The sequence below is a fragment of the Streptomyces sp. NBRC 109706 genome, assembly GCF_000974485.1.
GTDB lineage: Bacteria > Actinomycetota > Actinomycetes > Streptomycetales > Streptomycetaceae > Streptomyces.
In genome coordinates, this window is the sequence record NZ_BBOM01000009.1 from 61,947 (window position 1) to 83,702 (window position 21,756).

20 protein-coding genes are annotated in these 21,756 nt (G+C 72.2%); 11 read left to right on the forward strand and 9 right to left on the reverse strand.

The window, feature by feature from the left end:
* Window positions 1–4: 4 nt before the first annotated feature.
* Both AOM46_RS19865 and AOM46_RS19870 read right to left on the reverse strand, forming a co-directional pair.
* Complete coding sequence (locus AOM46_RS19865) at window positions 5–715, reverse strand: hypothetical protein (RefSeq protein ID WP_067226405.1); 711 nt, start codon at window positions 713–715, stop codon at window positions 5–7.
* A 76-nt stretch (window positions 716–791) separates the two neighbouring features.
* Window positions 792–1,679: a hypothetical protein gene (locus tag AOM46_RS19870; protein ID WP_158920515.1), complete on the reverse strand. Its 888-nt coding sequence runs from the start codon at window positions 1,677–1,679 to the stop codon at window positions 792–794.
* A 322-nt stretch (window positions 1,680–2,001) separates the two neighbouring features.
* Here AOM46_RS19870 and AOM46_RS19875 point away from each other — a divergent pair, with 322 nt between their 5' ends.
* From AOM46_RS19875 to AOM46_RS19885, 3 genes are all read left to right on the forward strand, one after another.
* On the forward strand, window positions 2,002–2,301 hold the full coding sequence (locus AOM46_RS19875; RefSeq protein ID WP_062213914.1) for a hypothetical protein: 300 nt from the start codon (window positions 2,002–2,004) through the stop codon (window positions 2,299–2,301).
* A 66-nt stretch (window positions 2,302–2,367) separates the two neighbouring features.
* Window positions 2,368–3,630: a nucleotide sugar dehydrogenase gene (locus tag AOM46_RS19880; RefSeq protein ID WP_062213916.1), complete on the forward strand. Its 1,263-nt coding sequence runs from the start codon at window positions 2,368–2,370 to the stop codon at window positions 3,628–3,630.
* 245 nt (window positions 3,631–3,875) lie between these two features.
* Window positions 3,876–4,406 (forward strand): EF-hand domain-containing protein, encoded by a 531-nt coding sequence (locus AOM46_RS19885; protein WP_062213919.1) that lies wholly within the window; start codon window positions 3,876–3,878, stop codon window positions 4,404–4,406.
* Between the two features lie 80 nt (window positions 4,407–4,486).
* On the opposite strand, the gene AOM46_RS19890 is transcribed toward AOM46_RS19885, so the two are convergent.
* Entirely contained in the window at window positions 4,487–5,434 is a 948-nt protein-coding gene (locus AOM46_RS19890; protein WP_062213921.1) for a Gfo/Idh/MocA family protein, read from the reverse strand.
* A gap of 222 nt (window positions 5,435–5,656) precedes the next feature.
* Here AOM46_RS19890 and AOM46_RS19895 point away from each other — a divergent pair, with 222 nt between their 5' ends.
* Genes AOM46_RS19895 through AOM46_RS19920 form a run of 6 tightly spaced genes read left to right on the forward strand, consistent with a single transcriptional unit; the run spans window position 5,657 to window position 12,820 of the window.
* Complete coding sequence (locus tag AOM46_RS19895; protein WP_062213923.1) at window positions 5,657–6,844, forward strand: DegT/DnrJ/EryC1/StrS aminotransferase family protein; 1,188 nt, start codon at window positions 5,657–5,659, stop codon at window positions 6,842–6,844.
* Window positions 6,841–7,986, forward strand: a complete 1,146-nt coding sequence (locus AOM46_RS19900; RefSeq protein WP_062213925.1) for a DegT/DnrJ/EryC1/StrS aminotransferase family protein — start codon at window positions 6,841–6,843, stop codon at window positions 7,984–7,986. The genes AOM46_RS19895 and AOM46_RS19900 overlap by 4 nt, the downstream gene beginning before the upstream one ends.
* 34 nt (window positions 7,987–8,020) lie before the next feature.
* Window positions 8,021–9,016, forward strand: a complete 996-nt coding sequence (locus AOM46_RS19905; RefSeq protein ID WP_062213927.1) for a UbiA family prenyltransferase — start codon at window positions 8,021–8,023, stop codon at window positions 9,014–9,016.
* A complete protein-coding gene (locus AOM46_RS19910) occupies window positions 9,013–10,398 on the forward strand; it encodes an NAD(P)/FAD-dependent oxidoreductase (protein WP_062213929.1) in 1,386 nt (461 codons plus the stop codon). The genes AOM46_RS19905 and AOM46_RS19910 overlap by 4 nt, the downstream gene beginning before the upstream one ends.
* The gene (locus tag AOM46_RS19915) at window positions 10,395–11,984 is read left to right on the forward strand and encodes a class I adenylate-forming enzyme family protein (protein WP_370592745.1); all 1,590 of its coding nucleotides are present in this window, start codon (window positions 10,395–10,397) and stop codon (window positions 11,982–11,984) included. The genes AOM46_RS19910 and AOM46_RS19915 overlap by 4 nt, the downstream gene beginning before the upstream one ends.
* Window positions 11,981–12,820, forward strand: a complete 840-nt coding sequence (locus AOM46_RS19920) for a trans-aconitate 2-methyltransferase (protein WP_234313875.1) — start codon at window positions 11,981–11,983, stop codon at window positions 12,818–12,820. The genes AOM46_RS19915 and AOM46_RS19920 overlap by 4 nt, the downstream gene beginning before the upstream one ends.
* Here the strand turns inward: AOM46_RS19920 and AOM46_RS19925 are convergent.
* A complete protein-coding gene (locus tag AOM46_RS19925; protein WP_062213936.1) occupies window positions 12,811–13,323 on the reverse strand; it encodes a DinB family protein in 513 nt (170 codons plus the stop codon). The two genes, AOM46_RS19920 and AOM46_RS19925, sit on opposite strands and share 10 nt — an antisense overlap.
* A 79-nt stretch (window positions 13,324–13,402) precedes the next feature.
* Between AOM46_RS19925 and AOM46_RS19930 the strand changes: the two genes are divergently transcribed.
* Window positions 13,403–13,789: a TraR/DksA C4-type zinc finger protein gene (locus AOM46_RS19930; protein ID WP_062213938.1), complete on the forward strand. Its 387-nt coding sequence runs from the start codon at window positions 13,403–13,405 to the stop codon at window positions 13,787–13,789.
* A gap of 24 nt (window positions 13,790–13,813) precedes the next feature.
* Here AOM46_RS19930 and gdhA read toward each other — a convergent pair whose 3' ends face one another.
* On the reverse strand, window positions 13,814–15,157 hold the full coding sequence (gene gdhA / locus AOM46_RS19935; protein WP_062214361.1) for an NADP-specific glutamate dehydrogenase: 1,344 nt from the start codon (window positions 15,155–15,157) through the stop codon (window positions 13,814–13,816).
* A gap of 294 nt (window positions 15,158–15,451) precedes the next feature.
* Window positions 15,452–16,963 (reverse strand): beta-N-acetylhexosaminidase, encoded by a 1,512-nt coding sequence (locus AOM46_RS19940; RefSeq protein ID WP_234313876.1) that lies wholly within the window; start codon window positions 16,961–16,963, stop codon window positions 15,452–15,454.
* Window positions 16,964–17,237: 274 nt separating this feature from the next.
* Here AOM46_RS19940 and AOM46_RS19945 point away from each other — a divergent pair, with 274 nt between their 5' ends.
* Window positions 17,238–18,203 carry a sugar phosphate isomerase/epimerase gene (locus tag AOM46_RS19945; RefSeq protein WP_062213940.1) on the forward strand — a complete coding sequence of 322 codons (966 nt, stop codon included), beginning with the start codon at window positions 17,238–17,240 and terminating at the stop codon, window positions 18,201–18,203.
* Between the two features lie 77 nt (window positions 18,204–18,280).
* Here AOM46_RS19945 and AOM46_RS34120 read toward each other — a convergent pair whose 3' ends face one another.
* The 3 genes from AOM46_RS34120 to AOM46_RS19960 form a co-directional block, all read right to left on the reverse strand.
* Window positions 18,281–19,111, reverse strand: coding sequence for an ABC transporter substrate-binding protein (locus AOM46_RS34120; protein WP_234313877.1), 831 nt, complete (start codon window positions 19,109–19,111; stop codon window positions 18,281–18,283).
* A gap of 340 nt (window positions 19,112–19,451) precedes the next feature.
* Window positions 19,452–20,234 carry a hypothetical protein gene (locus AOM46_RS19955; RefSeq protein WP_062213944.1) on the reverse strand — a complete coding sequence of 261 codons (783 nt, stop codon included), beginning with the start codon at window positions 20,232–20,234 and terminating at the stop codon, window positions 19,452–19,454.
* A gap of 52 nt (window positions 20,235–20,286) precedes the next feature.
* Window positions 20,287–21,729, reverse strand: a complete 1,443-nt coding sequence (locus AOM46_RS19960; RefSeq protein ID WP_062213946.1) for a PA2928 family protein — start codon at window positions 21,727–21,729, stop codon at window positions 20,287–20,289.
* Window positions 21,730–21,756: the final 27 nt, after the last annotated feature.

Genomic DNA, 21,756 nt, shown 5'->3' on the forward strand with positions numbered 1-21,756 from the left:
GGATCTAGCCCCAGGCCCCCGGCGGGGGCTGCGGCTTGTTGGTGCCGCCGACGAAGTAGCCGGTGAAGGCGGCGGTGGCCGGGGCCAGGGCCAGCAGCGGCCAGGTGAAGCCGTTGCTGTTCTCCGTCCAGCCTTCGAACATGTCGGAGAAGTCCTCGAAGAAGAACTCGAAGGCACCCTTGGCGCCGTCCACCGCCTCCTCGGCCAGCACCGCCGAGGCGAAGGTCTCGCCGAGCAGCATGGCCACCAGGGCGCCGACGGCGGCGAGCCAGTAGATGCCCACCCGGCCCGGCGCCAGCTTCGCCGCCGGGAGGCCGATCAGGGCGCCCATCAGCGGGGCCAGCCAGGTGAGTTGGGCGACGCCGATCTCGGTGTCACCGTTCTCCATGGCCTCGGTGATCAACGCCTCCAGGTCCACCACCATCCCGGTGACCAACCCGTAGACGAAGAACAGCGCCACCGTGAGGCCGATGACCAGGGCGGCGGCCGCGCCCGCGTTGCCCCGCCGCGCGGGGGGCGGCGGGAACGGCGGGCCCGGCATCCCGGGTCCCGGCGGGCCCTGCGGGTAGCCGTATCCGGGCTGCGGCGCCTGCGGCTGCTGCGGATAGCCGTAGCCGGGCTGTGGCGGCTGGGGTTGCTGGGGATAGCCGTAGCCGGGGCCCGAGGGCTGGCCGGGCGGTCCCGGTGGTTGTGGTTGTTGCCAGGGCTGACTCATGCTTTCCCCCATTGATCCTGTGCCGACGGCCGATCCTGTGCCGACGGCGCGTCCGTGCTCGCCGGTCCCGTCCCGCTCAACCGCTGTAGGGAACGGCGCAGAGCAGCGTCGAGTCGTCGTCCAACGTCCACCAGTAGTACTGCTGGTTGCCCGCGTCCGATGAGCACTCGTTGCCGGTCGGGTTGGACGGGGCCTGGTAGACCGCGATCACGTTGAACTTCTGGCTGTAGGGCGACGGCACCGTGCCGCCCTGGCAGTCGATCCAGCTCATCAGGTTGCCGCTGCCGTCCGACATCCCCAGGAAGCACTGGCCGATGGCGAACTGCCGAGTGACGCAGAGCGCCACGGTTTCGCCGTTGAAGCTGTAGGAGAGGTAGGAACGCCCGGCGTCGACCGGGCAGTCGCCGACCGATCCGCTGGTCTGGGAGACCCAGACGCCGGCGTTGTCCGCCGAGCAGTCGACCATCTCCGGGTTGGTGCTGGCCCAGTCGGTCTCGGAGACCATCCAGTTCGCCAGGCAGCTGCCGGCGCTGACCGCCTGGTAGAGCTCCATGGTGGGGTCGGTCGGATCGGGTGTCGGATTGTCCTGGACCCCGCCGCCGCTGCCGCCGCTGCCGCCCGAGCCGCCGAGATCGCCGCCACCCGAGGTGTCGAGGCCCAGATCGTCCGGATCGCCCAGGTCCCCCGGGTCGGGCAGCCCGTCGATCTCGCCCAGGCCACTGCCGCCGGCGTCCTCGAAGCCCCCGAGATCGCCGTAGTCGTCGAACCCGCCCATGTCGGGCATCTGGCCTCCGGGGGCGCCCCCCTGGTCCCTGACGTCAGCGCCGGTGGCCTTGGCCAGTCCGAAGGAGAGGCCCACCATCAGCACGACCACCAGCGCCAGAATGCCGAGGCGCCGGCCCTGGTCCTGCTGTTGTGGCCCGGGTGCGCCGGCCGGCCCCGGATAGCCCTGCATATGGCTCATGTTGTCCCCCGTGTCGTGCACCTGTTCGCTCGGGGGCAGGCTAGCAATCCCGGCGGCCCGGCACACATTCACGGCCCACACCGTGACGAAACGGGGTCATTGCGCGCCGGCGGGCCGGGCCGGGGACACCCATGGCGCGGAAGCCTGGCGGACGGTCAACTCCCTTGTACGGCACGGGAGAAGAGGAGGAAGCGGAACGCGTTTGTAGTACACCCGTGCCGTCCGTCGCCCGTGCGGGCCCATTTCCCCCGGATCGTCGAGAACGCCATCCCGGATCAGAAATAATCGCGTTAGCCGTTCATTCCTCATCAGGAGCTGATCTGTGCGTTCGACTTTGTTTTCGGTTGCCGGTGCCGTTTGTCTCTCCGCGGCCGTTTTCACGCCTTCCGCCCATGCCGCCACCGGCGATGTCTCCGTTTTCGGCACCGAACTCTCGCCCGTCACCACATACGAGAGCCCGGAGGGCTGCCACAAGCTTCCGCTGGACGCGCATGTGCTGATCAACAATTCGGACTCGCCGGTGAGGATCTACGGCGATCCGTTCTGCCTCACCCCGAGTCTGACCGTCCAGCCCGGCTATGGCTCGCATGTGGCCCCCGGCAGCGGCAGCTTCTCCGCCTGATCGACCGACGCGTTCAACAGAGTTCGACGGAATCCGACGGAGTTCGACGGAGAGGAAGGGCAGCGGGTGACCAGGGAGACCCTCGCCGTGGTGGGCCTCGGCTATGTGGGGCTGCCGCTGGCCAGGCGGGCCTGCGAGGTCGGCATCGGGACCGTCGGCTATGACATCTCCCCCGAGGTGGTGGCGGGCCTCAACGCGGGGCGCTCCCATGTCGGGGACGTGCCGCCGGAGGCCGTGGCCGCCATGCGCGAGCGGGGCTTCTCGGCCACGCTCGACGGTTCGGCGCTCGGCCGCTGCGACACGATCGTCATCTGTGTGCCCACCGGTCTCGACCGCGAAGGGCGGCCCGACCTCTCCGCCCTGCGGGCCGCCGGCCACACCGTCGGCGCCCGGCTGCGGCCCGGCACCCTGGTGGTGCTGGAATCGACGAGCCATCCCGGCACCACCGACACGCTGCTGCGGGAAATCCTGGAAAAGGAGAGCGGGCTGCGCGCGGGCGAGGATTTCCATCTCGGCTACTCCCCCGAGCGCATCGATCCGGGGAACGCGGTCTACCGTCTTCACAACACCCCCAAAATCGTGAGTGGTTTCACCCCGCTCTGCCTGAAACACACCACCGCCTTTTACCAACGCCTCGTCGACCGCCTGGTGTTGTCCGCCGGCACCAGGGAAGCGGAAATGGCGAAGCTGCTGGAGAACACCTACCGGTATGTGAATATCGCGTTGGTGAACGAGGTGGCCCGCTACTGCGAGAAGGCCGGGATCGACGTCTGGGACGTGCTGCACTGCGCCGGCACCAAACCGTTCGGATACGCGGCGTTCCAGCCGGGCCCCGGGGTCGGCGGGCACTGTGTGCCGATCGATCCGCACTATCTCGACGCCAGGGCGGCGGAGGACGGCTTCACCTTCCAACTGCTGGCCGCCGCGCGCCGGGTGATATCCGCGATGCCGGAGCGGGTGGTGGAGCGGGCGGCCGACGTGCTGCGCCGGGCCGGACGTTCGCTCGCCGGGTCCCGGGTGCTGCTGCTCGGCGTCTCCTACAAACCCGATGTGGCCGACGTCCGGGAGTCGCCCGCCTTCCCCGTCGCACGGATACTGCGGGGGGCGGGCGCCGAGGTGGCCTATCACGATCCCCTGGTCGCGGAGTTCGCCTCCGACGGGGTGCCCGTGCCCCGGGAGCGGGAGCTGACCGAAGGGCTCGCCAGGGCCGACCTGGCGATTCTGCTCCAGGACCACTCCGCCTATCCGGCCCATCAACTCGTCCACGCGCCCTGCGCGTTGCTGGACACCAGGGGCAAGACGGCCGGCGCGCGCGTGACGCTGCTCTGACCGTCCGGCACCGCGCCCCGTTCCCCCATCCCGGATGCGCTCCCTGAGCCCGTCCGGCCCCTCAGCCCTGGCACGGGTGCGCGCCGTCGCGCGCGACACCCCCAGGACGGCGCGGGTCTCCTGGCCCGGCCGCGCACCACCCGCACCATCCGCACCACGCCGCGACGCGCGCGCCACGCGCGCCGTGGTCAGTACCGCGCATGCCCGACAACACCAACGCATCAAGCACATCAAGGAGATGAGCCATGACCAACCCGGTTGTTGACACCCGGCTGAGCAAGCGCTTCGACAAGTGGGACTTCGACCGCAACGGTCTGCTGGAGCGCGAGGACTTCGAGCAGGAGGCCGCGCGGATCGCTCGCTCCTTCGGCAAGTCGTCCGACGCTCCCGAGGTGGCGGCCCTGCGGGACGCGTTCCACGGGCTGTTCGACTACCTCGCCTCGGCGACCGCCGGCTCCGCCTCCTCGCTCTCCCGCGAGGAGTTCCAGCAGGCCGCCGGTGACCTGATCTACAACCAGGGCGAGGCCGCGTTCAACCGCGCCCTCGGCCCGGTGGTCAGCGGTCTCGTCGGTCTGTGCGACAAGAACGACGACGGCCGGATCAACGCCGACGAGTTCCAGTCCTGGCTGACCGCGCTCGGCCTGGACACCACGTCCGCCAAGGACGCGTTCCAGCAGGTGGACTCCGACGGCGACGGTGAGCTGTCCCAGGAGGAGCTGCTCGACGCGGTCCGTCGCTACCACTTCGGTCAGCTGGACGTGGAACTGCTCGGCTGAGCGGGTCCCCAACCCCGGCGGGGCGACGGCCACTTCGGCCGCCGCCCCGCCCTCATGCCCGCCGGTTCCCCGGGGACCGGTCAGCTCGCCGCGGCGCGCAGGTCGGGGTGGTGGAAGCGCTCGGCGCGCTCCAGGGCATAGGTGTCGGCGACCAGCTCAAGGGCGCCGAGACCGTCCCGGTGGGCCGGGCGGCCGGCCGCCACCACCTCGGCGAACTCCGCGAGCAGGCCCCGGTACTCGTGCTGCGGCGAGGCCCCGGGGCCCTGTTGGTCGGCCAGTATGTCGGCATGGAGCTCGGTGCCGTCGGCCAGCAGAACGGAGACGTCCCTGGTCTCCCCCGGATGGGACCAGTCCAGCTCCACCCGCGCCTCGGCGCCCATGGCCGCGCTCAGCCAGACGGTGGCCCGCCGGTCCACACCCCGGCCGTCCCTGACCATCCGGGCGTCCACCACCCTTACCTGGCCCAGGAGTTGGCGGACCAGATCGAAGGCGTGCGGCCCGGCGTCCGCCACACAGCCACCGCCACGGCGCGCCGGATCCCAAGGCCAGGTGTCGTCGCCTGACCGCTCCTCGATCCGCTCCAGATCGCGCACCACGACGGACCGCACCGGCACCTCGACGGGCAGCCGGCGCAGCAGTGCGCGCACCCGGTCGTTGTAGCGGCGCTGGAAGGCGGTGAACAGGGGGAGGTCGCGGGCCTGCGCGAGCGCGGCCAACTCCCGTCCCTGGGTGGGGTTCAGCGCCAGCGGCTGCTCCACCAGGACGGGGACGCCGGCCAGCAGCGCGGCCCGACAGAGGTCGGCGTGGGTGTGGGCGGGGCCGGCCACCACCAGCGCTTCGAGGCCGGCCCCGGCCAACATCGCCCGGTGGTCGGTGTGTTGGGCGACATGCCGGGGCAGCGAACCGGTGGGCGGGCCCGGGTCGCAGACGGCGACCAGCTCCCACTGGGGCAGTTCCTGCACGGCCGCCAGACTGCGGCGGGCGGTGGGGCCGAGACCGGCGACGCCGATACGGCGTGGTGAGGTCAACGTCGTTCCTTTCACAGGGCAACACCCGCTTCAGCCGGGCGAGATGAGCTCCGGTGATCACATGTCCGGGCGACTGTCACAGCCGAATCCGGAGAGTGTCAAGTAATTCGAACAGCTGATACCTTAAAGTGTGAATCGCCATGGGTGCGGCACGCGCGCTGGAACGCTCGCTATAGGTTGAGCCCAATCCCCGTTATTTCTCTCACCCTTGGCGGTCTCCCCTTGGCTTTTCGGAATTCCGAGCAGGCGTTACGGGAAGGCGTTCCGTTCTTCTCCCAGGCCGTCTCGTTCGAACGGCAGTGGCCCAGGACGGCCGCCCGGCTGCATGAGGTCTTCGACGACGGCAAGTTCTCCCATGGCGCCCAGGTCGCCGCGCTGGAAAGGGAGTTGGCCGACTACACCGGCGCGGAGTTCGTCGTCGGGGTGAACAGCGGCACCGACGCGCTGGTGCTGCTGCTGCGCGCCTGCGGGCTGCGCCCGGGGGACGAAGTGCTCGTCCCCGCCTACTCGTTCGTCGCCACCGCCTCCAGCGTGGTGCTCGCCGGCGGGCGCCCCAGGTTCGTGGACATCGACCCCGTCAGCTATGCCATGGACCCGGCGGCGCTGCGCGCGGAGATCACCGGGGACAGCCGCTTCGTGCTGCCCACGCATCTCTTCCACCAGCAGGCCGACATGGCCGCAATCGGCGGGATCGCCGCCACGCACGGGCTGACCGTGGTGGAGGACAGCGCCGAGGCCATCGGCATGTGGCAGAACGGCACCCACGCCGGGTTGCACGGCAGGGGCGGGGTGCTCTCGTTCTTCCCCAGCAAGACGCTGGGCGCCATCGGCGACGCCGGCGCCGTGCTCACCCATGATCCCCTGGTGGCCGAGACGGTGGCCGCGTTGCGCCACCACGGCCGGTTCGGGCGCACCCTGGCGCACTTTCCCGGAATCTCCCAGGAGACGGTACTGCCCGGCGTCAACAGCAAGATGGACGACTTCCAGGCGGCGGTGCTCCGGGCGAAACTCCCCGAACTCGACGCCGCCATCCGCCGCCGCGCCGAACTCGCCGCCGCCTACACGGAACGCCTGAGCGCCATTCCCGAAGTGCGCCGGCTGCCCCGGCCCTTTCCCACCGGCGTCGATTCCCGGGGCGTTTTCTATGTCTATCTGGTGGAGGTGGAACGCCGCGACGAGCTGGTCGCCCGGCTGGGCTACGAGGGCATCGGCACCGAGACGTACTATCCGGTGCCGCTGCATCTCCAGCCCTGTTTCGCGGAGTTCGGCTATCGACGCGGCCGGTTCCCGGTGGCCGAGGCGGCCAGCGAACGCGCCGTGGCGCTGCCGCTCTATCCGGATCTCACCGAGGGGCAGCTGGAGTTGGTCTGCGACCGGATCGCCGCCTGCTACCAGGAGGGTCGGCGATGACCGAGCCGTCCATCCCGTTCTTCTCGCCCAGCCTCTTCGAGGCGGACCGCGAGACCGCGCTGCGCCTGGTGTACGAGATCGGCACCGCGCCCGAACAGCGGTTCATCCTGGGCGAGTTCACCGCTCGGCTGGAACGCGAACTGGCCGCCGTCTCGGGCGCCGAGGAGGTGGTGCTCTGCGGCAGCGGCACCGGCGCGCTCACCATGGCGCTGGCCGCCGTGGGCGTCGGCGTCGGGGACGAGGTGCTGGTGCCCGCGCTCGGCTGCGCCCCGCTGGCCGCCGCCGTGGTGTCGCTGGGCGCCGTCCCGGTCTTCGCGGATGTCAACCCGGGGACGCTGACCATGGATCCGGCGGATGCGGAGGCCCGCGTCACCGGCCGCACCCGCGCGGTGCTGCCGGCGCATCTGTTCGCCACCATGGCCGATATGCCGCGCTTCGTCGATCTGGCGAAACGGTACGGGCTGCGCCTGGTGGAGGATTCGGCGGTCGCCCAGGGCGCCGTGCTCCGGGGCCGGCCCGCCGGCCGGTGGGGGGAGATCGGGATCTTCTCCTTCGTCCAGGTGAAGTCCTTCGGGATGCCGGGCGAGGGCGGCGCCCTGCTCACCGACGACCCCCGACTCGCCGAGCGGCTGCGGCTGTTCCGCAACCACGGGCAGCGTCCCGGCGAGCGGTTCGTGCATCGGACGGTCGGCTGGAACAGCAGGTTCGACGAGCTCCAGGCCCGTTTCCAGCTGCACCGACTGCCCGGCCTGGCCGACCGGTTGGCGCGCCGCGCCGCCATCGCCGACCGCTATACGGAGCGGCTGGCGCCGCTCGCCGGGCGCGGCATCCTGGTGCCGCCCGGGGGCGACGAGGGGCGCTGCGCCTATGTCTATACGGTGCTCGCCGACGACCGGGATGCCCTGTCGCAGTACCTCCAGGTGCGGGGCGTGGCCACCCATGTCTACTATCCGCGCCCGCTGCCCCGGCATGCCGCGTTCGCCCGCTATGCGCCGCCCGGGGCGCGCTGGCCGCAGGCCGAACGCGCCTGCGCGCGGATCCTCTCGCTGCCGCTCCACCCGGGCCTCACCGACGAGCAGGTCGAGCGAGTCGCCGATCTGGTCGAGGAGTTCGCCGGATGCCGGCCCGTTTCCCACCGTTAGCACGCCGCTCGCAGATGCCGGAGGCACCCACCCCATGACCAGCCAAGCCGTGGCCCCACCCCGGGTCGCGCAGCGTCCGGAGAGCAAGCTCCGCAGCTATGCCCGACTGGGCAAACTGGACGTCTACGACTACTACCCGAGCATTGTGGTGGCGCTCTCCGCCGCGATGTTCCCCCTCGCCCGGTTCGGCGCCGATGCCGCCGGGACGCTGGCGCTCTTCCTCTTCGGCGAGATCCTTGTCGTGATGGCGATGGTCGCCCTGGACGACATCACCGGCTACCACGACGGCAGCGACGCCGCCAACTACGGCCCGGACCATCCGTTGCGCAATGTGCTGCGCAAGCCCCTGGTGGCCGGCACGCTGACGCTGCGGGAGGCGCATCTCTTCGCCTGGGGCTGCGCCGGCGCGGGCGCCGCGCTCTGGGCGGCCGCCGTGGCGCTCGCCCCGCACCGGCCCGGCTGGGCGCTGATCCTGATCGGGGCGGTGTTCGTGATCGCCCTCCAGTACTCCTACGGCGTCAAGATCAGCTACCACGGCTTCCAGGAGATCTTCCTGGCCGGCCTCGGGGTCGGTCTCGTGGTGGCGCCCTACGCCCTGGTCGCCGGCGGGTTCTCCGGGTTCGTCCTGGTGCAGGGCGTGCTCTTCGGCTGCGGTCCACTGCTGTTCGGGGTGTACTCCAACACCAACGACATCGCCGGCGACCGGGCGGTGGGGCGGCGCACCGTGGCGGCCTCGGTCACGCCCCGGGGGAACGCGCTGTTCATCGGGCTGCTGTCGGCCGGCGAGTTCCTGGTCGGCGCGGTGGCCTCGCTGACCGGGGTGGCGCCCTGGTGGTTCGTGCTGGCCATGCTGCCGGTGACGGCGCTGCGGCTGCGGCAGTTCGGGCTCGGCTTCGGGCCCGGCCTCGGGCGGGGTCCCGGGCAGGGCGACATCATGCGGGCGCGGGCGCTCGGCTTCACCGTCCACCGGCTGTCCTTCGTGCTGCTGGTCGGGGTCAACATCGCGATCGGCGCCGGGGGTTGGGGATGAACGCGAGCTCGGAGCCCGATCTGGACGTGGCGGTGGTGGGCGCCGGCATCGCCGGGCTGAGCGCCGCCGACGAACTGCGGCGCGCCGGCCGCGAGGTGCGGGTGTTCGAGGCGCACGACCGGGTCGGCGGCCGGATGCGCAGCCTGCGGAAGGACGGCTTCGTCATCGACGAGGGCGCCGAGCAGATCTCGTCCCAGGGCTACCGCGCCACCTGGCAGTTGGTGCGCCGGGTCGGCCTGCGCCCCGCCGAGGTGCCGGTGATCGGCCGGGGCATCGGCGTATGGCGGAACGGTCGGGCGCGTACCGGCGTCGGCGGCTCGTCGGCGGTGCTCACCGGGGCCGGGCTCGCCCCGCGTGCCCGGCCCGATCTGGCCAGGTTTCTGGCCTGGACGGCGCGGGCCGGCGACGCCCTGGACTGCGACCACCCCGAACGCACCCCGCTCGGCACGGAGACCGTCGCCGAGTTCGCCCGCCGCTATCACCCGGATCTGCACGACTATCTGCTGCAGCCGCTGACCGGCGCGTTCTTCGGCTGGCACACCGCCAGATCAACGGCGGCGCCGGCCGTGAGCCTGCTGCGGGAGGTGGGCCCGGTCTCGGCCTGGCGCACCTACCGGGACGGCATGGACACCCTGGCCCGCCGGCTCGCCGCCGGGCTCGACGTCACCACCGGCAGCCAGGTGCGGGAGGTCGTCGCCGACGGGAACACGGCCCGACTCACCCTGGGCGAGGGGACGTTGACCGCGCGGGCCGTGGTGGTCGCGGTGCCGGCGCCGGTGGCGTCCCAGCTCTGTGTCAACGCCCCCGCCGGGGAACGGCGGTTCCTGGACGCCTGCTCGTTCACACCGGTGCTCAAGGTGAGTTGCGCGCTGCGCCGCCCGTTGGCGCCGCGCGGCCGGGGCGGGCCCTATGTCCTGCTCACCCCGGAGGCCGAGGAGGACACCCTGGCGGGGATCGTCGTCGACCACGCCAAGCATCCGGGGCGGGCGCCGGCCGGGCGCGGGCTGTTGAGCCTGATCGCCACCCCCCGGCAGGTGCCGACGCTGCTCGGCGCGCCGCCGGACGAGGTGGTCATGCGGCTCACCCGGGCCGGCGAGCGATTTGTGCCGGGGCTGACCGACGCGCTGCTTGAGGCGCGGGTGCACGCCTTCGCCCACGGTCTGCCCGAGGCGACGCCGACCGCGTTGGGGTTGCGCGCCGCGTTCCAGGACCGGGCGCCGGGCCCGGTGGAGTACGCCGGGGACTGGGTCGTGCTGCGTCCGGCCAGCGAGGGCGCGGTGCGTTCCGGGGCACTGGCCGCGGCGCGGGTGCTCAGCAGGCTGGGCGCCGAGGCGCGGGACACCGCCCGGGCGTGGACACAAGAGGAAGGAGTCAGCCGGTGAGACCGCATGACATGGGGGTGCTCTTCGACGAGTGCGCCCGGCGGGGTGGCGCGACCGTGGTCCGTCTCGACCGTCCTTTCGATCTGCCGACGGAGCCACGGACCAGCTATGACCTGGCCCAACTCGCCACGCTTGTCGAGGAGACGGCCGGCTGGCTGGCCGCTGCCGGCGTGGGCGTCGGGGACCGGGTGGCGATCGTCAAGGACAACCACTGGGACTACGATCTGCTGGCCTGCGCCGCCATCAGGCTCGGCGCCGTGCCGGCCCAGCTGACCGCGCGGCTGACCGGCGAGCCGCTGATGGTGCTGCTGTCGCGGCTGAGCCCACGGCTGCTGGTCACCACGGCGGCGCTGCTGCGGCGGGAGCGCGCCGGCGGGCTCGACCCGGCGGGGTCGGCGGAGCGCACGGTGGTGCTGGACGGGCCGGCCGAGGGCGCGATCCCGGTGGACGCGGTGCACGGCGGCGCCGCGCCCGCGCCCAGGACGCGGCACGATGACGAGCTTCTGGTCATCCACCACACCTCGGGCACCACCGGGGTGCCCAAGCTGGTGGGTCACTCGACCAGGACGATCATCCACCAGCTGGCCCGTTTCGAGTCGGTGCGGCTGCCGAAGATCGCCGTCCGCCGGGACGACACGGTGGTCAACGCCAGCTCCTACGCACACGGTCGGACGTTCTGCTGGACGGCGAGCGTGTTCTGTCTGGCGCCCAGGGAGATCGCGATCCTCACCCGCCAGACCGTGGCCGAGGCGGATCTCTTCCTGCGCGCCCATCCGCCGACGGTGTTGGAGGCGCTGCCCGCCACCTTCGCCGAACTCCGGCCGCTGACCGCCCGGTTGGACCAGCCGTTCCGCCGGGTGCGGCTCTTTGTCAGCACCTATGACGCGGTGCATCCGCCGACGTTGCGCGCCTATCTGGGGGCCACCGGGCGGCGGGGCGCGGTGTGGATGCAGGGCTGGGGGCAGACGGAGACGGGCCCGTTGACGTTCCGTTTCCACACCCGGCGGGGGCTGCGTCGTACCGATGCCGCCGACGCCCGGAACCTGGGTCGTCCGGTGCCGTTCAGGACCCGGCTGCGGGTGGTCGATCCGAGGACGTTCGCGCCGCTGCCGCCGGGCAGGCCCGGGCTGGTGCTGGCCCGGACGGCGGCCCGCGCGCCGTCCTATATCGGGGAGGTGGGCCGCTGGCAGGCCAAGGCGCGGGGCGCCTGGTGGAACACGGGCGATATCGCCGTCCGCGACCGGTCGGGGGCGGTGCGGCTGCTGGACCGGGAGGTGGACCACGCGCCCGGGGTCAGCTGTCTCGAACTGGAGGATGTGCTGGAGAGCCGGCTGCCCTGGGTGCGGGAGTGTGTGGTGCTCACCCCGGCGGGCGGGCGCCCGCTGCCGGTGCTGGTCACGGCCGACGGGACGCTGGACGCGGTGGCGTTCAAGAGCGCCGTCGCCGACCTGACCCCGCTGGCCGAGCCGGTGGCCGTCACCGAGGCGACGGTGCCCCGCACCGGCACCGGGAAGGTCCGCCGGCAGGCGCTGCTGGAGCGGCTGACCGGCCGCTCCGACACCTCGGGCACCGGGCGGTGGACATGATGCCCGACCGGCCGCCGACGGCCGACCCGCACTATGTCTTCGCACCGCACCGGGTGCACAGCGGCGAGCACCACCGATGGCTCTCGGCCGCGTTCGACCCGGTCACCCTGACCCGGCTGGCCGCCACCGGTGTCACCAGGGGCTGGCGCTGCCTCGATGTGGGCGCCGGCGGGGGCAGCGTGGCGCGCTGGCTGGCGGAGCGGGTGGTGCCCGAGGGCGTGGTGGTCGCCACCGATCTGGCGCCCTCGCCCGAGCTGACCGGGCCCGGGCTGCTGCCGCTGGCCCATGACATCGTGGCCGACCCGATGCCGCCGGGGCGGTTCGACCTGATCGTGGTGCGGCTGCTGCTCCAGCATCTGCCGGATCGACAGGCCGTGGTCGAGCGGCTGGCCGGGGCGTTGGCGCCCGGCGGCTGGCTGCAGATCGACGAGTTCGACGTCTCCTACGAGCCGCCGCTGCTGACCCCGCATCCGCGTGCCGAGCTGCTGTACCGGAAGTTCCTGGCCGCCAAGGCGGCGGTGCTGCGCGAGGCCGGTGGCGATCCGCACTGGGGGCGGCAGGCGGCCTCGGCGATGCGCGACGCGGGGCTGGTGGAGATCGATCCGCGGCCGCATATCGAGCTGCGCACCCCCGAGTCGGCCAGCCTGCGGCTGCAGATCCACCACACCCACCACCTCAGGGACCGGCTGCTGGCCGCCGGCCTGACGGACGGGGAACTGGCCGAGGTGCGGGCGGTGATGAACGATCCGTCGTTCCGCGCCGCGTCCAGCGTCTTCTACTCGGTGCAGGGTCGCCGTCCGCCGGTCGAAGCGGGAGGGCGGGCGTCTCACGAATAGCCGGTGCGCCCGTCGAGCTGTTCGCGGATGAGGTCGAGATGGCCGGCGTGGCGGGCGGTCTCCTCCAGCATGTGCAGCAGCATCCAGCGCAGGCTCGCCCCGCCGTCGGGGAGGGTCAGGTTGCGGCCGGCGTCGTCCAGGGAGTGGGCCGCGGCGATCTCGTCGGTGACGGCGCACTGGCGGGTGTACTCGTCGAGCAGCCGGGCCAACGGGATGCCGTCGGCGCGCAGTCCGTCGTCCTCGACGCCGGAGTACTCCGGGTTGTCGGCGCGGGGGCGGTCGAGGAACTTCACCTCGAACCAGGAGTGCTCGACCCAGCGCAGATGGCGGACCAGTCCTGCCACGGTCATCAGTGGGGAGCCGGGCAGCACGGACCGGTGCGCGTCGGTCTCGGTCAGGTCCTCGCACTTCATCCGCACGATTCGGCGCTGGAGTTCCAACCAGCCGAGCAGTTGGGTGCGTTCGTCGGCGACCAGCGGCGGGCGTTCTCGCTCGTTCGGCATCCGGGTGAGTCTAGTAGGGCCCGGGGACGGCCGGGGGTCGTTGTTCCGTCGGCGGCGTCGGGGTGGTGTGCTCTTCCCCATGGAACGGAGCACACCACCCCCGCCGCCGTCGGACGAGGACCGGGCGGCGGCCGAGCGGATCGAGCGGGCCAGGGACGAGGCGGAACGGCTCGCCGCCTCCCTCACCCGGCTCTGGGACGGCGTGGTGGACGCCGCCGCCGGCACCAACAACGACGACGAGCACGATCCGGAGGGCGCGACCATCGCGTTCGAACGCGAACAGCTCAGGGCCAGAAGGGATCAGGTGCGCGCCGAGTTGGACGCCCTGAACCTGGCCGCCGAACGACTCCGCGAGGGCCGCTACCGGGTGTGTGAACGCTGCGGCGGGCCGATCGCCCCCGGCCGTCTGGAGGCCCGGCCCACCGCCCGCACCTGCGTGGAGTGCGCCGCCCGGACGCGGCGCTGACCACCCCCCACATGCGATGAGGGTTCAGATCAGGCCGAGGGAGAGCATGGCGTCGGCGACCTTGGTGTAGGCGGCGATATTGGCGCCGGCCACATAGTTGCCCGGCATGCCGTACTCCTCGGCGGTCCGGGCGCAGCTGGTGTGGATGCCGCGCATGATCTCCTGCAACCGGCGCTCGGAGTAGTCGAAGCTCCAGGAGTCGCGGGAGGCGTTCTGCTGCATCTCCAGCGCCGAGGTGGCGACGCCGCCCGCGTTGGCCGCCTTGCCGGGGCCGTAGGCGACGCCGGCGTCCTGGAAGATCCGGATGCCCTCGGGCGTGGTGGGCATGTTGGCGCCCTCGCCGACCGCGCGGCAGCCGTTCTCGACCAGCAGCGCCGCCTCCTTGCCGGTGATCTCGTTCTGGGTGGCGCAGGGCAGGGCCACCTGGCAGGGGATGTCCCAGACCTGTCGGCCGGGGACGAACCTGGCGTGGCGGACGGTGTCGGCGTAGACGTCGAGCCGGGCGCGCCGTTCTTCCTTGATCTCCTTGAGCAGGGCGACGTCGATGCCCTTCTCGTCGTGGACATAGCCGCCGGAGTCGGAGCAGCCGACCACCTTGGCGCCGAGCTGGTGGGCCTTCTCTATGGCGTAGATGGCGACATTGCCGGAGCCCGAGACGGTGACGGTCTTGCCCTCCAGGCTGTCGCCCCTGGCCAGCAGCATCTCCTGGACGAAGAAGACACAGCCGTAGCCGGTGGCCTCGGCGCGGACCTGGGCGCCGCCGTAGGTGAGGCCCTTGCCGGTGAGCACGCCGGACTCGTAGCGGTTGGTGATCCGCTTGTACTGGCCGAAGAGATAGCCGATCTCGCGGCCGCCGACGCCGACATCACCGGCCGGCACGTCGGTGTACTCGCCGATGTGCCGGTGCAGTTCGGTCATGAAGCTCTGACAGAACCGCATCACCTCGCGGTCCGAGCGGCCCTTGGGGTCGAAGTCGGCGCCACCCTTGCCGCCGCCGATGGGCAGCCCGGTCAGCGCGTTCTTGAAGATCTGCTCGAAGCCGAGGAACTTGACGGTGCCGAGCCGGACGGAGGGGTGGAAGCGCAGGCCGCCCTTGTAGGGGCCGAGAGTGCTGTTGAACTCGACGCGGAAGCCACGGTTGATATGGATCTCGCCGCGGTCGTCCTCCCAGGGGACGCGGAAGATGATCTGCCGTTCGGGCTCGCAGAGGCGGGCGACGATCTTGGCGTCGGTGTACCGGGGGTGCTTGCCGAGGACGGGGCCGATGCTCTCCAGCACCTCCCGGACGGCCTGGTGGAACTCGTCCTCCCCCGGGTTCCTGGCCAGTACCTCGGCATAGACACTCTCTGACCTCTCGTGCAAAGGCACGGCGTCCTCCAACTCCTGGCATCCCAAAGGACCCCACGCGGGGGTTCCGTCGGGAGGGTGATCGTGCTCCGAGCCTGGCACAGGGCACGACGCTGTGCCTGCTGACTCGGGCGCTCGGGCGATAACGCGGCCCTTGTCACTGTATACAGCCAGCTAGCGGGCGCGAAAGGGGTGGGTGACCGGCCGGAATGCCCGGGTGGGAACAGTGCACGTTTTCTGGGCTCGCGCAACGGCGGACGCCCCGGCACGGGTCGGGTGCCGGGGCGTCGGGGGCTGTCTCTCAGCGGGTGCCGGTCAGGGCGCGGACAGCGGGCGGTAGTGGACGTCGAGGGCGTCGAGCAGCGGGAGGTGTCCGGTCAGCCGCGCCCGGAATTCGGCGAAGTCCCGTTCCGCCGACGACCAGCCGGTCTCGGCGATGGCCGCCAGCCGGGGAAACGCCCGCCATTCCACGTCCGCCGGCGTCGGGAGGTATTCGCTCCACAACTGTCCCTGGATGCCGAGCGCGGAGGCCGGCGGCTGGTAGCCGTGGACCCTGGCGAGCGGGAGTCCGGTGCCGATGGCCAGGGGTTCGGCCGGATCGCCGCTCTCCGCGTAGTCGAGATAGGTGTACTGCTGGGGGACGGCGACCAGGTCGAGGCCCGCGCGTTGGGCGAGCGCCACCCGCTCCTGGTTCTGCCAGGCGAAGACGGCCGCGCCCTCGGGCACGCCCTCCTCGATCAGCTCGTCCCAGACGGCGACCCGCCGTCCGCGCTTGGTCAGATGGTCGGCCAGCCGCCCCGACCACCAGCCCAGCAGCCGCTCGGGACCGGCCAGGCCCTCGGCCGCCGCCCGTTCGCGTGCCTCAGGGCTGGCCACCCACTCGTGGGTGGGCACCTCGTCGCCGCCGATATGCACGTACTCGAACGGGAAGACGTCCAGCAGCTCGTCCAGCACATCGGTGACGAACTCCACCGTCCGCTCACGGGCGTTGAGCACATGGCGGGAGATGCCCCATTCGATGCGCACCGGCAGTTGGCGGGCGGGGTCGTTGCCGAGCCAGGGGTAGGCCGAGATGGCGGCCTGCATATGGCCCGGCGCGTCGATCTCGGGCATGATCCGCACCCCGCGCGCGGCCGCGTGGTCGACCAGTTCGCGCAGCTCGCGCTGGGTGTAGAAGCCGCCGTGCGGCACGGAGTCGGCGCGCCCCTCGCGCGCGTGGCCGACCACGGAACCGGTGCGGTGCGCGCCGATCTCGGTGAGCAGCGGATAGCGCGCCACCTCGAACCGCCATCCCTGGTCGTCGGTGAGGTGGAGATGGAGGGTGTTCAGCTTGTAGAGCGCCATCAGGTCGACATAGCGACGCAGGAACGACAGCGGGAACCAGTGCCGCGCCACGTCCAGATGGGAGCCGCGCCAGGCGTAGCGCGGCCGGTCCTCGATCTCCACCAGCGGCAGGCCGCCGTCGCGCCAGAGCTGGCGCAGGGTCTGGACCGCCCAGCGCAGGCCCGTCGCGGTGGCGGCGGCGCCGCGCGCGCCCTGCTCGTCGACCACCAACCGGTAGCCCTCGTCGCCGAGCGTCGCGTCGTCCCGCAGGGTCAGCTCGACGCCGGGCCCCGAGCCGGTGAGGCCGAGGTATCCGCGGACCAACCCGGCGATGTCGTCCGGTGCTTGGACGCCCGCTTCGGGGCCGAGGACGAGGCGCCCCGGACGTGTCCGCAGCGTCTCGGGGCGGGGGATGAGGGGCGGCGCCCCGCCGGTGTTCCCGCCGGTGTTCTCGCTGGTCTCGCCGGTGGTGGCTGTTGTGGTCTGCTGCGCGTCGTCCCGCACGTGCCGACTCCCGGGATCTCGTAGGGCCTCGTCGACGCTAACCCCCGACCGAGGTGGCCCGCCAGGGCTCGCCGGGTAAAAGGTCTGAACCATTGCGCGGGGGGGGTGTCCGGGAGCGTCCCGGCGCGCACTTTCGCCGGGCCGGGCGGAACTTTCTCTTGACGCGGGGCAAAGGCATTCCTACGTTGTGCGCCGTGGCGAACGCGGTGCAGGCGTCCCGCCCGTCGTGCAGTACGCAGGATTCGCACCTCGTAGGAACGGCAGGACACCGCCCATGTGTTACGGAATATCTGACGACAAGGCACTGGCCACCGCCCGTGCCGGGCTCTCCCCCAGCAGACGCGCGATGCTGCGCGGCGCCGCCGCCGGCGCGCTGGGCGCCTCGGCCGTCGCCGCCGGTGTGGCGGCCGCCCCGGCGGCCTCGGCCGCGCCCCGCCGTGGGGGCGGCCGGCTCCGGGTGCCGAGGGACCGGATCAGCATCCAGCTCTACACCGTGCGGGACGCGCTCAACGGCGAGCCTGGCTTCGACGACTCGCTGCGCCATATCGCCGACGCCGGCTACCCGAGGGTCGAGCAGGCGCTGGGCTTCTTCGGCCGGACCGCCAAGGAACTCCGCTCGTTCTACCGGCAGTTGGGCATCCGAGCCACCTCAAGCCACAACGACATCAGCCCGGACGAGGCGGCGCTGAAGACCAAGCTGAAGGACGCCAGAACCCTGGGACAGTCCTATGTCAACGTGCCCTGGCTCTCCTCCGACGACGCCGACGACTGGCGGCGCTGGGCCGAGCAGATGAACCACGAGGCGGCCAGGGCCCGCCGCTACGGGCTGCGTTACGGCTACCACAACCACGCGCACGAGTTCACCACCGACCTGGGCGGCGGGCTGACGCCCTGGTCGATCCTCACCTCCGAGCTCGACCCGCGCCTGGTCCATCTGGAGATCGACATCTACTGGGCCGTCACCGCCGCCATCGAGGGCGGCGACGGCGTCGACGACCCCGAGCGCTACACCCTGGACGTGATCCGCTCGGCTCCCCAGCGGACCCTCCAGTACCACGTGAAGGACCGCGACCCGGAGACCGGCGACATGGCGGACCCCGGCACCGGCATGATCGACTTCCCCCGGATCTTCCGTGCCCACCCGGTGCAGGAGTACATCGTGGAGAACGACACCCCGGATGTGACCCCGCTGCACAGCGCCGACGTCGGCTACGCCTATCTGCGCGACCTCAGCTGCTGACCCCTCGGTCCCCCGACCGGCGGTGACACGCCCGACCGGGCGCCGGGAGCGGCGGCTCCCGGCGCCCGTCGGGCGGGTCACTCCCCGCGCGCCCGGCCGATGGCGTCGGCCAGCGTCTCGAAGAACCTGGCCTGCGCCGAACGGCTGGGCGGCAGCTCCGGATTCCAGGGCACCACCACCGCCGCGTCCGCCAACGCCCGCCAGCCGTCGGTGTTCCCGAAGACATCGGGCCTGGCCGCGTTGGCCCGCACATCGGTCAGCACGATGCCGGGCGCGAGCGCCAGGGCGTCCGCCCAGCCGCCGGTCGCCCAGTTCATCCCCTCCCCCGCCGGCGGCGCGACCAGCGTCACCCCCTGCTCGGCCAGCGCCCGCAGATCCGGCCAGACCGTTCCCCTGGCCAGATAGGCCGTGTCGGCCCCGGCCGGGGACAGCGCCAGCACCCTGACCTCGGCCCCCGAGCCCGCCACCGCGCGCAACCGCTCGCCGGCGCCCGCCAGTTGGTCGGCGCCCTCCGCCGGCACCGCGCCCAGGGCCAGGGCCAGCTCGACCAGCCGCGCCGCCACCTCGCCCAGCCCACGCCCCGGGCCCACGTCCAGCGCGACCACCGGGACCCGGGCCGCCAGCTCCTCCGCCACCCGCTCGTCGACGCCGTAGAGCGACTTGCCGTCATAGGTCACGCCGACCAGCAGCTCGGGGTCGGCGGCCAGCAGTCGCTCGATGTGCAGGGCGCCGCCGGCGCCGTAGTACGGAACCTCGTCCAGCGGCAGCAGCCCCGACTTCGCCGGGTCGGGGGTGTCCCCGTCGTGCTGCGAACCGAAGTGCCCCGCCGGGCGGACCCCCTCGTCCCAGAGCGCCGCCGCGATCTGCGCATAGGCGACGATCCGCTCCGGTCGACGGGGCAGCGTCACCCGGACCCCCCGATCGTCCTCGAACTCCCACCCCGACCCGCCGGCCCCCGTTGTGTCCTCTCTACCGCCCGCGCCCGTTGTGCCTTCCCGCGCCATGAGAATCTTTCTTCCCTGGGGGCTCCCGAGTGGTGCCCGGGTCCCGCTGGTGGTCCGGCCCCGCCCGATCGTTACGGGTGGGCCGCCTCGCCGCCGGCCCTCCGCCGTGGCGTCCAGGTCTATCCCTGCCCACCCCGGGGCCCCGGCTCCCACCCGGCGCCGGACCGGGCGCGACCGGCGGACGGCGACGCGCCGGCTCGGGCGGACGCCGCGCCGGCTCAGGGCGGTGGCGCGGGTCGGCCGCTCAGGCGTTGGCGCGGATGGCCAGCACGACCTCGGACTCGTCGTGCGGCAGGTACTGCGCCCTGACCACCATGCCCGGCTGGAGCTGCGGGATCGCCGACGGCGGCACCGCCTTGCGCTGCTCGACATCGAAGGTGGACCCGTCGGGGCGGCTCACCCGCAGCGTGAACCGCAGAACCGAACGGTCGCCCTCCACCTCGCCGGTGGGCCGCATCTCCAGCACCACGGCCCGGGTGAGATAGCCGGCCTCGGCGATCCGCAGCTGCTTGGGCGTCATCTCCCCCTTGGCGACCCTGACCCGGTTGATCGCCGCCTGCGACTCCTCCACCGGCGCGTCGGTGGCGAGCGCCACCTTGCCGTCGGTGCTGCCCGGCAGATAGCGCACCGGCACCACGGTGCCGGGACCCACGAAGGACAGCTCCGCATGGTCCAGGAGGTGCCTGGCCACACCACGGAAGGACTGGCCGTCCAGGGTGTCGACATTGAGCAGGATGTCCATCTGCGGCCGGTCGTTGACGGTCAGCCCGGTGCGCTCCAGCGAGACCACGGTGCCCATGCCGATGGGCGCGTCGCGGAACTTCTTCGGCACGCCGCCGCTGATGTTGGCGCCCTCCAACAGCCGGCCCATGGTGAAGAGATGGGGGACGACAAAGAGCATCAGGACCGGGCCGATCAGCCAGCCGTTGAGCCAGGCGAGGCCGTCCTCCCCGTCCAGGCCGGTCAGCACGTAGGGGACGCAGAGCCCGACGCCGATCGCGGCGAGCAGCCAGGCGAACACCTTCATGGTCGTGGTTCCTTTCGAAAGCGAATACGGCGGATCCGCGAAACGGGTTCGTTCAGTTCGGGTTGCCGAAGAAGTCGGTGCCGCCGATGGCGACCACCCGCAGCGAGCCGTCCGGGTCGACCAGCAGCAACTCGTCGACCCGGTCGAACGGTTGGTCCGGCGGTGCGGCGGGCAGCACGCTCAGACCGCCGGGCGCCGAGAGGGGGTTGCCCAGCTCGGCGCCGATGACGCGGCTGGAGACGATCTCGCCGGTCTCCAGGGAGACCACCGTCAGCCGGTAGTTCTCGCCCGCCGCGTCGTCGGCGTCCTGGATCAGCACATGCCCCTGGTCGGCGCCCATGGCGACCAACGTGGGCTCGTCCAGGTCGGCCGCGCCGGGCAGGCCCGGCAGCCATGCGGTGTCCGGCAGCCCGGGCAGGCCGGGCAGCCCCTCGGCCCCGGTGTCGAGCGCCGCCTCCAGCTGCTCGCGCAGCTGCTCCGTCACCGAGGGCGGCATCTCCTCGGGCAGCATCCCGATCAGCTGTTCGGCCAACTCCTCGGCCGGCAGGGAGTCGACGCCCTCCAGGCCCACCGCCTCGACCATCGCCGACCGCAGCCCCGAGGTGAGCAGGATCTCCCCGTCCCGGAAGACCTGCCCGCCCAATTGCCGTTCCCGTCCCTCCGGATCGGTGAGCACCAGGGTGCCGGCCGGGGCGCCGGGCGATCTGGGCCGCAGTTGCACGGAGCCGAAGTCGCCGGCGGAGGCCGAACTCCCGGTGGTGGCCTCGGTGTCCACGCTCGGCGAACTCTCACCGAGACGGTCCGCCCAGGTGGCCGTGGTGTCCTCGTCGGCCGGGGCCGCCTCGATCCCGCCCAGCGGGATGGCGCGCACCTCGCCCATCATGTCCAGGGCCACCACCGCGCGGCGGGCGCTGTCATAGGCGTAGGCGCTGTCCGAGGCGATGTAGTCGGCGCCGAGCCCGGGGATCTCGTCCGGATGCGCGACGGTCGAGCCGTCGACCAGATCGACGATCCGCAGCCCGTCGTCGGTGACCAGGTAGGCGTACTCCGGGCTGGTCGCCAACACGGCGGCCTCCCAGATGAGTTCGCCGGACAGCTTGACGTCCCAGACCCGGTCGCCGGTGTTCAGGTCCACCGCGACCAGCCGCTTCTGCCAGGTGTCGCCGCTGATCATCTGGACCGGGTTGGAGCTGCCGTCCCGCTCGTAGGGCACCAGCGCCAGCGCGCCCCTCGGGGTCGCGGCGATGCCGAGCCCCGGCTGGACGGAGACGGTGGGGTCGGGCATGAAGTGCCAGATGCTGCCGAAGACCAGGCCGATGATGCCCAGCGGCAGCAGCGCGACGCGCAGGCCGACACCGCGCCTCGGCCGGCCCCCGACGGGAGTGCGCGGCTCGTCCGGTGTGCCGTAGGGCGAGGTGATCAGCCCTGGTACGCGCGGCGGGTTCCGCCGGCTCGTTCCGCCGGTCGACGCCGCGAAGCTGGCCTGGTGTCGCACGGTCCTCTCCTCCCGTCGCGGGCTTGG